Raw genomic sequence first — 13,322 nt, forward strand, 5'->3', positions numbered from 1 at the left:
AATGACGGTGCTCACGATATTCTCCTTGTGCTTCAGTTAGGTCGAGGTTCCACCTGCTTATCGCCGGAACCCCGCCTGAATGTTACACGGAAGTTACATCGGAGCGATGGGGTGCTTCTTCGGCAGATCCGAGGTGTTCTTCCCCTCCAGCTGGCGCAGCGCCTGGCGGAGGGCGAGGCGGGACTCGCCCGGGCGGATCATCGCGTCGAGGTACCCGCGCTCGGCCGCAACGTACGGCGAGGTCATGGTCTCGTCGTAGAAGTCCATGAACATCTTCTTCTGCATCTCGCGGGCCTCCGGGGTGGGCGCGGCGTCCAGCTGCCGGCCGGCGATCATCACCGCGGCAGCGGCCGAGCCCATGACGGCGATCTGCGCCGACGGCCACGCCAAGTTGATGTCGCCCGACAGGTTCTTCGACCCCATGACCGCGTAGGCGCCGCCGTAAGCCTTGCGCACGATGAGCGAGATCTTCGGCACGGTCGCCTCCACCACGGAAAACGCGAACTTCGCGCCACGGTGAATAAGGCCCACCTTCTCCTGCTCCACGCCGGGGAGGTAACCCGGGGTGTCCACCACGAAGATGAGCGGGATGTTGTAGGCGTCGCAGATGCGGATGAACCGCGCGCCCTTATCCGCGGCGTCGGCGTCGATGCAGCCGGCTAGGTGCAGTGGGTTGTTGGCCACGAACCCCACGGCCTTGCCATCGATACGCCCGAATGCGGTGATCATGTTGGGCGCAAAGTTTTCCTGCAGCTCGATGAGCTCGTCGTCATCGCCCAACTGGGTCAGCAGGTCCAGCATGTCGTAGCCGGCGTTCGTGTCGTCCGGCATGAACTCGTCGAGGTCGGCGTCGTCGGCGACGTCGGCGTCGGAGGGGGCATCGGCAAGCGGGGCGGGGTCGAAACAGGTCAGCGGCAGATGGTCGAGGAGATCGCGGACGACATCGAAGGCGTCGTCCTCGCTGGCCACGACGGCGGAGACGTTGCCGTTGAGCTCCTGCTGGCGCGCGCTGCCCAGCTCCGCGGAGGTAACCTCCTCGCCCGTGACCTCCTTGATCACGTTCGGGCCGGTGACGTACATCTCGGCCTCTTCGTCGACCGCGATGACGAAGTCCGTGGTCACCGGCGCGTACACGGCGCCGCCGGCGGACTTGCCCATCATGATGGAGATCTGCGGGCTGCGCCCCGACAGCGGCATCTGGCGGCGGGCGATCTCGGAATACATCGCCAGCGACGTCACCGCGTCTTGGATGCGGGCGCCGCCCGAGTCCTGGATGCCGATCACCGGGCAGCCGATCTTGATGGCCATGTCCATCACGCCGGTGACCTTCTTGCCGAAGGTCACGCCCACCGAGCCGCCGTAGACGGTCTTGTCGTGCGCGTAGATGCACACCGGGCGGCCGTTGATGCGGCCGTAGCCGGTCACCACGCCGTCGGAGTAAATGGCATCCGGATCGCCCGGGGTTTTGCCCAGCGCGCCAGTCTCCACGAAAGAGCCCTCGTCGAGCAGCGCATCGATGCGCTGGCGCGGGGTGGAGCGGCCGGCATCGTCACGCTTCTTGCGCGCGCGTTCGCTGCCCGGATCCCGGGCCTTGTCCAAGCGGGCCCGGAGATCAGCTAGCTTGTCCGCCGTTGTTGCCACGAATCTTCTCCTCGATCCACTCGTTTACCCACTTGCCCACGATGCCAATCGCCGGCTCATCCGGCACGGCCAGGTGATCGCCGGGGACCTGCACGATCTTGAGATCGTCCACGATAGCGGACCAACCACCATCGGGATCAATGTGCGCGTAGCGCGGCTCCAGCTCAAGCGCGCCGTCGTGCATCCGCTCCGAGCGGAACAGCAGCACGGGGATGTCCATGCCCCGCCAGCGTTCGAAGTCCAGCTGGCCCAGGATGTGGTTATCCACAAACGAGGCGCGCTGGTGCTCCAGGATGCCCGCGGACAGGCCGTGCTCGGAGGCGTCCGTGGTGGCCAGGAAGTTCTGCAGCATCTCGATGAGCGCTTCTTCGCCGGCCGTTTCCAAAAGCTCGTAGGGCACTGGGAAGTCAAGGCCGTACGTCTTTTCGGCGAACGCGGCGTAGCGCTCCCAGCGCGCCTTCGTCTCCTCCATGGTGTCCGGCGCAGGCTCGGAGGGCTGCGTGGTGTCGAGCAACGCGATGAACGCCACCTCGGCTTCGGTGTCCTGCAGCAGGCGGGCGACCTCGTAAGCCAGCGCGCCGCCGAAGGACCAGCCGCCGAGGACGACCTTGCGGCCGCGGGCGTAGTCCTTGATGTCGTCGACGTACGCCGCGGCGCGCTCTTCCAGGGAGCCTTCGAGGCGCTCCACGCCGTAGACCGCCACGTCCTTGGGCAGGCGGCGGGCCAGCGGCTGGTAGACCACGCTCGTACCGCCGGCCGGGTGGAACATGAAGACGGCGGGGCCGTCCGCCTCCCGGAGCACGCGGATGTTGCCCTCCACGGCGGTCTCCAGCCCTTCGCGCACGAGGTTGGCCAGCGGCTCGAGGGTGCGCGCCTCGCGCACCTGCGCCGCGGTGACCTCGATGCCGGCGCGTTCGGTCAGGCGCTCCGCGATCTGCGCGGCGACCTCGTCGCTAATTTCCGGCAGCGCGCTCGTCACACCAGCCGCCGCGGCGCCGGTGAACGTCGCCCACGTGCCAAAGACCATGCGCTCGGAGGCGTCGCGCGGGGCGACGCCGACGCCCTGCGGACTATCGGTCGACTCTACGGTGTTTAGCTCCGCGTCCGGCTCCTCCAGGTTCGGCGCGGTGCCGTTTTCGGTCACCCCGGCGGTGTGAGTCAGACCCGGTTCGGGCTCGCCGGTCTCCTTCGCCTCCACGGCGTGCTGGACCATCGTGATGACATCGGCAAGCGACGCGTCGCGCAACGCCTGCACGTCCAGCGGCGGGATCTGGAAGTCGTTTTCCACGCGGTTCTTGATCCGCATGCCCATGAGGGAATCCAGGCCGAGATCGATAAGCGGCAGCTCGCGCGGGAGGTCGGAGACGTCGTAGCCCATGGACTCGGAGACGATCATCGCCAGGCGCTCCTCCACCGACTCCTTTTCCGGATCCCAGCGGAAGGTGTCCGCGGAATCGGGCTCCGACTCGGAGTTGGCTACGGGTTTCAGCTCGCTCGCGGTGGTCAGCGGGGCGGCGGGTGCCACGTCAGGTTGTCCCTGCGCGGCCGGGGCGAAGCCCTCGGCGATAACGCGCATGTCCTCGGCCACCGAGTACACCGTCAGGTGCAGCCCGCCCAGCGAGGTGGTGACGGTCGTGGTGACCTCGCCCTGCTTCGGCAGGGGCGCGTGCTCCTTGGCCACCGCCACCTGCGCCGCACTGTCGATGGCCGCAGCCGCCGACTCGAGCAGCGCGTGCGCGGACGGCGCCTGGTCCGCCGTGGTGGAAAAGGCGTGCGTGCCGTTCGGCAGAGTGACCTTCGCGCCCGGCAGGCCGGTGTGACCGGAGGCCGGGCGGGCCTCAGTCCACAGGCGCTGGCGGTTGAACGTCACGCCCGGGGCGGACAGCATGTTCCCGCGGCCGAAGACGCGGGAGAAGTCCACCGGCTGGCCGGCAACGTAGAGCTTGGCCAGCAGATCCATGAGCGACTCGGTGGGATCCACCTTGCGCTTTAACGCGTAGAGCAGCTGCGCGTCGGCCTTGCCCACCGCGAAGGCGGTGCTCATCATGCCCATGAGCGCCACCGGGTTCGGAGCGATCTCCACCAGGGTGGTGTGGCCATGTGCAAACGCCTGCTCGGTCGCGTCCTGGAAGTACACCGAGCCGCGGGTCATGCGCAGCCAGTAGTCGGTGTCGTGGACGGTCTCGCCCGGCTCGAAGATGCGGGCCTGCTCCACCGTGCTGTACAGGCGCGTGTGCAGCGGCCGCGGGGTGATGCCCGCAATCTCGGCGGCCAGCTCGCCCTGCAGCGGGTCGACCGCGCTGGTGTGGCCGGCGCCCTTGACGTTGAGCGCGCGGGCAAACTTGCCCTCGCCCTCGAGGCGCTCAACCAGGTCCAGCACCTGCTGGCGCGGGCCGCCCACAGTGGTCATGCCCGGCGCGGTGTAGACGGCCGGCTCGATATCGCCGTCGAGTGCTTCCACCTCGGCCGCGGCGAGTTCGACGACGGCCATCGCGCCCTGCTGCTCCTCGGGCAGCATGGTCTCGCCCTCGCCCATGAGGCGGGCGCGGTGCGTGGCAATGACCAGCGCATCCTCAGCGCCGATACCACCAGCAGCGTAGGCGGCGGCGATTTCACCCATGGACATGCCCTGAACCGCGGCCGGGCGCACGCCGAAGTGGGCGAGCAGATCGGTGAGCGCGATTTGGATGGCGGTAATCGCCACCTGGGCGGTCTCGGTGTCGTAGGTCTGGGAATCGTCGTGGACGATGTCGAGGACAGACCAGCCGGCCTCGAACTTGACCGTCTCGTCCAGCTCTTCCAGACGACGGGCGAAAAACGGCGAGACCTCCACCAGGTCCTTGGCCATCTTGCGGTGCTGCGAGCCGAAGCCGGAGTACACGAAGACGGGGCCGGCAGTCGACGGCGCATCGGCTGCGGCGATGCCGACGGAGGTCTTACCCTCGGCCACCTGGCGCAGGCGCTTGACGGCGTCGGCGGCGTTCGTCGCGGTCACCACCGCGCGGGTGCGGCCGTGGTTGCGGCGGGCAAGCGAGCGGGCGAGGTCGACCAGCTGGACATCGTCAAGCTCCTGCTTGTCGATGAAATCCGCCAGGTCCTCCGCCGCCTTGCGCCGGCGCGACGGCAGCAGGCCGGAGACGGGCAGCGCCACGGGGGCGCCATCGCCCACGGCGAGCTCGGGGTCCGTTGCCGTATCGTCCGCACGGTAGTCCGTCACCACGATGTGCGCGTTGGTGCCGCCGAAGCCGAAGCCGGAGATGCCCGCGACCTTGCGGCCGGAGTACTCGGGCCACTCGCGCGGATCCTCGATGACCTCGAGGTGCTCGGCGTCGAAGTCGATGTAGCGGTTGGGCGCGGCGAAGTTCACCGACGGCGGCAGGGTGTCGTGCGCGATCGCCTCAAGCACCTTGATGAGCGCGACCGCGCCGGCGGCGGACTCAGAGTGGCCAATGTTGGACTTGGCGGAGCCGAGCAGGGTCGGGTTCTCCGCGGCGCGGCCCGCGCCGAGCACCTCGCCCAGGGCGGAGACCTCGATGGGATCGCCCAGGATGGTGCCGGTGCCATGGGCCTCGACGTAGTCCACCTCGCGCGGGTCGATGCCGGCGTCCGCGTACGCGCGGCGCAGCACGTCGACCTGTGCCTCCGGGTTCGGGGCGGTCAGGCCGTTGGAGTGGCCGTCGGAGTTGATGGCCGTGCCCTTGATCACGGCGCGGATGTCGTCGCCGTCGGCCACCGCGTCGGAAAGGCGCTTGAGCACGACGAGGCCGGCGGCATCGGCACGCACGAAGCCGTCCGCGTCGTCCGAGAACGCGTGGATGGCCCCGGTCGGGCTGATGACGCCGAGTTCGCCGAAGGCGGTAGAGACAAACGGCGACGCCATGATGTTCACGCCGCCGGCCAGCGCCACGTCCGCCTCGCCGCTGCGCAGGCCGCGCACAGCCTGGTGGACCGCCACGAGCGACGAGGAGCATGCGGTATCTACCTGCACCGACGGGCCGCGGAAGTCGAAGGCGTAGGACACGCGGTTGGCCACCACGGCCGACGACGTGCCGGTCAGGGCATACGGGTGCGCGGCGGCCGGATCGGCGCTAATGAGCATGCCGTAATCGTTGTTGGACGAGCCGAGGTACACGCCCGTGGACGTGCCGCGCAGCTCGTTGGCCGGCAGGTGGGCATCCTCCAGCGCCTGCCAGGCCAGTTCCAGCACGATGCGCTGCTGCGGGTCCATGTTCTGCGCCTCGAGCGGGGACAGGCCGAAAAACTCGGCGTCGAAGCCGGCGATGTCGTCGAGGTAGCCCCCCGCGAGGTTCTGTTCGGCCATCTTCTGCGTCATGACCGGGTCGCCGGCGTACTCGCTCCAGCGGCCCTCCGGCGGCTCGCCCGTGGCGGTCTCGCCTGCCACGAGCATGTCCCAGAATGCGCTGGCCGAATCCGCGCCCGGGAACCGGCCGGCGAAACCGACGACCGCGATGTCCTCGTGGGTATCGGTCCGCCGCGGCTGGTAGTCGCGGCGGTCGCGCTGGGGTTCCTGCGCGCCCGCCCCGGCGAGGTGTTCCGCCAGCTTGGCGATGGTCGGGTACTCGTACGCCACCGTCGCATCCAGACGGGTGCCCAGGAGGTTTTCCAGCTCGCCGGACAACACCACGGCGTCACGGGAAGAGAGCCCGAAGCTTTCCAACGGGGCCTCGTCCGAGATCTCCGAAGCGTCCAGGCCGGCGGTGTTACCCACCCAAGCGCGCAGCCACTCGCGCAGTTGGTCCACGGTCATAGAAGGAATGCCTTTATACAACTAGGAAATAATTTTCATCAGGTAAATCGTCTCTACCCTACGCGCGCGTTAACGCGGGCACGCTACTTGGCCGCGAGGTAGTTCCTCTTGGCCACGCGGCGCGCGATCTTGCCCGACGAGGTGCGGGCGATCTCCCCGGCGGCGAACCACGCGATGTCCGCCGGCGTCACGCCATGGTGGGAGGCGACCGCCTGCCGGATGGCGGCGGTGGCCTCGGCGTCGGCGGCGTCGTCCGCGGCGGTGCCATCGGCACGCTCAGCGAGGATGACCAGGGACTCGGTGTCGTCGCCCTCGACGGCGAAGGCGGCGATGGAGTCGGTGCGTACGCGTGCCGATGCCTCCGCGACCGTCCCCTCAATGTCCTGCGGGTAGTGATTGCGGCCCGCGATGACGATGAGGTCCTTGAGCCGGCCGGTGATGTAGACCTGCCCGTCGATGATCGCGGCGAGGTCACCGGTGGACATCCAGTGGGCATCGACAGGCGCGGCGTCGATGCGGGAGCCTGTGGTGAGGCGATCGCTGACCGCGGCGCGGAAGGTCGCGGCGGTTTCCTCCGGGCGGTTCAGGTAGCCGGCCGCCATGTTGTCGCCGCACACGACCAGCTCACCGATGCGGTCCTCGCCCAGCTCCGCACGGGAATCCGGATCCACAATCGTGCCGTACTGGCCGCGAACAATCTCACCGTTGGAGGTAAACGCGACGGAATCCGCCGACGGCTGGGTCGGCTTAGCCTCGCCGCGCTCGAGGGCGGCGCGGTCGAAGTGCGTGACGATGGGCCGCTTATCCGTCTGCGGAGTGGTGACCAAAAGGGAGGCCTCCGCCAGGCCGTAGGACGGGCGCAGCGCCTTGCGGTCCAGACCGCGCGGGCCGAAGGCGGCGGCAAACTTCTCCAGGGCGGTTTCCGTGATGGGCTCGGAGCCTAGGATGATTCCCTCGACGTCGGAGAGATCGATGTCGTCGGTCTGTCCGTAGCGGACCGCCAGCTCGAGCGCGAAGTTCGGCGCGACGGAGAAAGTGACCTCCGCGGTGCTGTCCTCCGGCTTGGTGCCCATCTGCTGCATCCAACGCGACGGCTGCTGCACGAAATCGCGCGGGGACATGATCTCCAGCTCGTAGCCGAGGATGACCATGAAGACGGCCAGGATGATACCCATGTCGTGGTGCAGCGGCAGCCAGGAAATCAGGCGCGGGGTGCCGGAAAAGTGCGCGCTCAAGAAGATCTGCAGCACGTTGACCATGATCGACCGGTTGGTCAGGATGACGCCGGCGGGCGCGCGGGTGGACCCGGAGGTGTACTGCAGGAACGCGGGGAGATCCACGGGGGCGGTGGACGCGCCCTCGGGAGGTTGTGGCGGCTGGTAGGTCGCGGCGACGGCGTCGGGCAGGGCGTCGACCGCGATGACGCGCGGGCGCTCGCGCCCCGGCAGCGCGGCAAAGTGGCTGCGCACCGCAGCGGCGGACGCGCGGTTGGTCACCACGATGCGCGGCTGGGCGTCAGCAAAGACCGACCGGAGGTGATCGGCATGCCCCGGCTCGCGCGGATCGTAGAGCGGGATGGGCACCATGCCCGCGTACAGCGCGCCGAGGAAACCGTAAAGGTACTCCGGGCTATTGCCGGCGAGGATGGCCACTCGGTCCCCCACGGCGCCGACCTGCTGCAGGCGCGCGGCCACGGCCTTAATCCGCGTATTGATCTCGCCGCGGGTGACGTCGCGGCGCTCCCCGGCGGCCGAGTAATCCCAGAAGCGAATAGCGGTGCGCTGGGCCGCTTTCGGGTCGGCGGCGACGCTGCGCTGGAAGAGCAGCTCGGCAAGGCCGGCGAGGGTCAGCCGGTCATCCACCACGATCTCTCCCTGATCGTTGACGAACCGGCCGAGCGCAGCGTTCAAATCCATACCTTTTCTCCCCTTTTTGCAGTGTGTGTGGGTAAACGATTGTGGGCGTGGGGTTTATTTTGCTACTGAAACTATCAGAGATCGCCGGCCGCGTGTTACGCCCCTGGCCGAACTAGATCCCGTTGATGGTGTCCCGCGCCCAATCGACGACCCACTGGTTCGCGGTCGTTCCGGGGATGACGTTGTCGTTGGTGGCGTACAGGGCGTGCACGCCGTTGGCCTCGATGAGCCCGCGGGCGCGGTCGAGCCCGTTGGACACGTCGAGCGGCGCATCACAGACCGAATCATCCGGTGCGCAGATTTCGAAGGTGCGGTCGGCCAGCTCGCCGAATCCGCCGGGGCGCTTGCCGCGCATGGTCGCACCCGGAACGATCGGCTGCACCAGGTTGGACACCGGCTGCAGGGCGATCTCGGCGCCGATGCCGCCCAGCTCGTTGCCCGGGTTGATGCCCACGCCGTTTTCACGGCGGCCGTCGGCGATGACGGCAACACCCGCCACGGAGTCCGCCGGCACCGGGCCGTTGCCCGTGCCGATGCGATCCGCCACGTCACCGGTGAGCACCGCGCCTTGGGAGAAACCGGTGAGGATGAACTTGGTGCCCGGGCAGCGCTCGTGCATCTGGCGCAGCTCGCCCTCCAGCTTGGACGTGCCCTCGTCGCGCGATTCGTCGTAGGACATCTCCTCGCGGGAGTTGATGTTCTTAAACTGCGCGGTGTACGGCAGCGTCCACACCTTCACGTCGTCGGCCGGGTACTCCGCCTGCAGCGGCTTGGTGATGGACAGCATGAACGACTTCGGGTTCGCAGTCGGGTTGAGCGGATCGTCGTCCGCCTTCGACTCCCACGTGCCCGGCGCCGAAAGCACCTCGACTCGCGGGCAATCGTCCGGCTGGTTGACCGCCGGGTTATCGCCCGGGTTGGGCCCGGCCTCGTTGTCTCCCGTGCCGGGGACGACATCGGCCGCGTTGCGGGTCTGGAAGAAATGGACCGCCCCGCCGCCGATGACCAGGATGACGAGGATGGCGGCCAGCGCCGTGAGAAACTTTTTCATAGTGATGTTGTTTTAGCGCACCTTACTGTCTGGTTCCTAACAGAAACCTGTTTGGCTAACAGTAGATTTCTTTTGCCTCATCAGTCATCAAACGCACCAACTCGCCGTGCTCCATGTCGGTGCGTTCCTGGGCGATGAGCTGCCCCGCCACCGCGGGCAGGGTCACCGTGTCCTCGCTGCACACGGTCATCGCGGCGCTGGTGATCTGCCCCTCGGCGTCCTTCGTATCGACCTTCTTGTCGTTAAGGAAGTCCAGATACTTCTTGTCCTCCGGGGAGGTGTTGTCCTCCGGCTCCGGGATGTCGTCGACCTCGCGCGCACCGCGGTCCTCGCCAGCGCCCGCCCCGGCCCCGGCACCCGCCTCAGCCGCGTTTCCGCCCTTGGACTTGGACGACGGTTCGGCGCTGGAGCTTTCGGAACTAGGGTCTTCGGAGTTAGGGCTTTCGGAGGACGATTGCCCGCGGTCCAGCGGGGCGACGGATTGTTCGGTACCCGTCGCGTTGTTGCCGTCCTTACCGCCGGAGTTGCCATCCACGGTGGCCGACCCGCACGCCACGATCCCCCACGTAGCCGCCACGCACGCGATGGCCGCGCCACGGCGGGCTACACGGCGCAGGGCGGAGGTGGGCTTAGCTGGGCTACGCATGGTGTGTGGGGTGTCCTAACTCTTCGATTCCTGAACCTTGCCGTTGACCTCACGGATGGTGCCGTGCTCGAACTTCTGCTCGCGGCCGCCGGCAGGGATCTCCTTCGTGTCTTCGGTAGGCCAACCATACACGCCGTTTTCGAAGTTCTTCTTACCCCACGCGTCGAAGATGCCGCCGTCGAGGACGACGTGCGTCTCGCCGTTCTTGCGGGCGTAGATGTGACCGTGCTCGAAGTGCTGCACCCAGCCGTCCTTCAGGGTCTGCTCACTGCTGGTGGGGAAGCCGAGCGCCGACTTGGCGCCGCCTTCCTTGCGGTACTTCTGGCCAATGAGGCCGAAGACCTGCTGGTGGGACTTGTCCGGGTTGCGGGTGATGACTCCGCCCTGGAACTCCTGGTAGAGCCCGTCGCCTTCGCCGACCGGCTCGGCCACTGGGTAGCCGTACTTGCCGGCCTCCCACTTCTCCTTGCCCCACTCGTCCTTGATGTCGTTGGGCACGGCGAACGCGCCGGTCTTGGCGGTCCAGTAGATCGAGCCGTTCTCGAAGTCGACGAAGCGGCCATCGCCATCCGGCGTCTTGTTCTCGGTGGACTTGGGGAAGCCCAGCCAGGAATCCGGGCCGCCGATCTGCGCGTACTTCGCATCGATGGCGCCGTAGAGCGCGTGCGCGCCAGAGTGCGGCGACCAGTAGGCGGTGCCGGCGCGGAAGTTCTGCTGCTTGCCGTCCGCGATGTCGTACTCGTTGTTCACGCACGAGCCGATGCTGCCGCCCTTGGTGGCCTCCGCGATGGCGCCGATGGCGTGGCAATCCGCGCCGCGGTCCTCCTTGGACAGGCCGAAGGAGTCCGCGATGTACGGGAACGCCTGGGTCATCTCGAACTGCCAGTACTCCCAGCTGTGGACGCCGGACGGGCGGTACTTCGCCACCGTCTTAACGCCCTCGTTGCGGGAGTAGCGCTCGAAGGTCTGGGTGGACATGCGCGAGATGACCTCGAGGCCGATGCCAGCCAGGTTCGCCGGGCCCTTGGCCACGCTGTCCTTCTGTCCGAAGTCGTCGCGGCCGGATCCGGACGAGACGTAGACGGTCATGTCCTTGAGGTTCTCCGTGCCCAGCTTCGGATCGTGGTCGATCCAGTCCTGGGAGTAGAGCGGGCCCCACATCTTCTGCGAGTCGAAGTTGCCGGCATCGATCTGCGCGGCGGTAATGGCTTCCGGCATGCCCGTGGTGGTGGTGTCCAGGTAGCCGGAGAAGGAGCCGACGAAGTCGAACAGGTGCGGGTTGCGCTCCGCCAGGTTGACCGCGGCGGTGCCGCCCATGGAAATGCCCACCACCGCGCGCTTGTCGTTGGAGCGGAACTGCTTCTGCATGATCGGGATGAGTTCCTTGGTCAGGAAGGTCTCCCACATGTAGTGCTGGCCGTTGTCTTCTTCCTTCCAGTCGGAGTAGAAGGAAGACTCGCCGCCGACCGGCATGACCACGTTGACGTTCTTGTCCGCGTAGAAGGACTCGATGTTGGTCTCGATGGTCCAGCCGGACTCATCGTCACGCGCGCGCAGGCCGTCGAGGGCCCAGACTTCCGGGAAGGTCTTGTCCGGGTTCTCGTAGTAATCGCGGGCGAGCAGCACCTGCACCTTCTGCAGCTTGTCCGGCATAGCCTGCGACTTGATGTAGACCATGAGGTGGCGCGGGCTCAAATACTCCACGCGGTCGATGTCCACTCCATCCGGCAAGCCCGGCACGTCCGGGTGCTCGGTCTTGGTCGGGGTGCGCTGCGGCGGCGCGGACGGCGCGATGTAGTCCGAGATGCCCGGGTTGAAGTTGGAACTCAGGTCAGCCGGGGACGGATCCGCCTTCGCCTGCGGCAGGGCGGTGTGCGGGCCGGCGATGGGAGCCAGCGCGATACCGAGCGCGAGGGCAGTCGGAACCACCACGGCGCGTGGGGAACGCAGGCGGGTGCTAAACGCGGAAGAACGCATGAATAAACATCCTTGCAAGATCTAGGGGTCTTCTCGCCCCGCGGGCCGGCTGCACGATCCGAAGGTTCCCCTCCTCCGGAGCGGCGTGCCTGTCACGGCGGCTCTACTGTCGTCTGTGCGGTCAAGTTTAAGTTCAACTTGAGACTTTCAGAAATCCGACACGCCGCGGCTGTGGCGCAACTGTGAAGGGCATAAAACCAGTAAAGCTCCTTTCCCCTAAGGCGGGGAGAGGAGCTGAACAGGTTTTAAGCGAAGGTAGAAGTAAGGAGAGACCCGACGAGCCCTACCAGGCGTTCATGACGTCCAACACGCGCGGGCGGGTCTTATCCAGCTGCGCGCCGAACTCCTCCCAGTTGTGCAGGCCGAGGGCCGGGTAGTCCACACCCGGGTTGAGGCCGGCGGCGCGGGCCTTGGCCTCCCACGCGCGGGTGGTCAGGTTGGACGCCGCCTCGAGGGCCGCGCCGGCTGCCTTGTGCTCCGGCAGGTAACGGTCGTCCTGCGGACCCGGGATGCCGCTGGCAGCGGAGACGTAAACGTCCGCGCCCTGCAGGTTCTGCACCTGGTTGAACGGGTCGTTTTCAAAGCGGCGCGGGTTGAACATGGAGCCGTACATCGCGTTGATGTTGAAGTTACCGGCGTCCAACATCGCCAAGCGCATGAAGGTCTGCGCGCCCGGAATGGAGGTGGTCAAAAAGCCCGAGTAGGACAGGACCTGGCGGAACTGGTCGCGGTGCTTGCCGGCCAGGGTGATGGCGGCGGTGCCGCCCATGGACAGGCCGGCGATGGCGTTGTTGTCCGGCGCAACGCCGAAGTTATCGGCCAGGTAGCCCTTGAGCTCCTGCGTCAGGAAGGTCTCCCACTGGTAGTTGACCGGGTTGACAAAGTCATAAGTCGCCGGGCCTTCCCAGTCCGCGTAGAAAGAGCTAGCGCCACCGACCGGCATAGCCAGGGTGATGTTGTCGTTGACGTAGGTCTCGGCCGCGTTGACGTCGTTCAACCACGCGTTGGTCTGGTCGGTCGCGCGCAGACCGTCGAGCAGGTAGAGGCCCGCGTTGCCGCCGTTTTTCGCCGGCTGGATCTGCACCGGAATGTTGCGGCCCATCGACGGCGACCACACGTCGCAGCGCTGGACCCAGAAGCCCACGCCGTCCCACTCACAGGTGCCGGTGGCGTCCGGGCGCAGCCAGTCGCGGTTGGCGGCCTGTGCCTTGCCGGTGCCGGCGAACGACACCATCGTGGCCGCGATAACGAGAGCAGTAACCAGCGCGAGAATGCGCTGGCGACTGCGCAGCAAAGTCGAAGACATCACGTCAGGTCTCTCCT

7 protein-coding genes are annotated in these 13,322 nt (G+C 67.2%); all 7 read right to left on the reverse strand.

What is annotated here, in order from left to right; translation table 11 throughout:
* Positions 1-93: 93 nt before the first annotated feature.
* On the reverse strand, positions 94-1,641 hold the full coding sequence (locus CMASS_RS09680) for an acyl-CoA carboxylase subunit beta (protein WP_022863520.1): 1,548 nt from the start codon (positions 1,639-1,641) through the stop codon (positions 94-96).
* Positions 1,613-6,409, reverse strand: coding sequence for a type I polyketide synthase (locus CMASS_RS09685; RefSeq protein ID WP_022863519.1), 4,797 nt, complete (start codon positions 6,407-6,409; stop codon positions 1,613-1,615). The genes CMASS_RS09680 and CMASS_RS09685 overlap by 29 nt, the downstream gene beginning before the upstream one ends.
* 83 nt (positions 6,410-6,492) lie before the next feature.
* Positions 6,493-8,325, reverse strand: coding sequence for a FadD32-like long-chain-fatty-acid--AMP ligase (locus CMASS_RS09690; protein WP_022863518.1), 1,833 nt, complete (start codon positions 8,323-8,325; stop codon positions 6,493-6,495).
* 112 nt (positions 8,326-8,437) lie between these two features.
* Positions 8,438-9,376, reverse strand: coding sequence for a cutinase family protein (locus tag CMASS_RS09695; RefSeq protein ID WP_022863517.1), 939 nt, complete (start codon positions 9,374-9,376; stop codon positions 8,438-8,440).
* Between the two features lie 55 nt (positions 9,377-9,431).
* The gene (locus tag CMASS_RS09700; protein ID WP_022863516.1) at positions 9,432-10,022 is read right to left on the reverse strand and encodes a hypothetical protein; all 591 of its coding nucleotides are present in this window, start codon (positions 10,020-10,022) and stop codon (positions 9,432-9,434) included.
* 15 nt (positions 10,023-10,037) lie between these two features.
* On the reverse strand, positions 10,038-11,999 hold the full coding sequence (locus CMASS_RS09705) for an alpha/beta hydrolase-fold protein (RefSeq protein ID WP_022863515.1): 1,962 nt from the start codon (positions 11,997-11,999) through the stop codon (positions 10,038-10,040).
* Between the two features lie 283 nt (positions 12,000-12,282).
* Complete coding sequence (locus tag CMASS_RS09710) at positions 12,283-13,233, reverse strand: alpha/beta hydrolase (RefSeq protein WP_420536143.1); 951 nt, start codon at positions 13,231-13,233, stop codon at positions 12,283-12,285.
* Between the last annotated feature and the right edge of the window lie 89 nt (positions 13,234-13,322).

Origin of the sequence: Corynebacterium massiliense DSM 45435 (assembly GCF_028609805.1) — a bacterium.
GTDB classification, from domain to species: Bacteria; Actinomycetota; Actinomycetes; order Mycobacteriales; family Mycobacteriaceae; genus Corynebacterium; species Corynebacterium massiliense.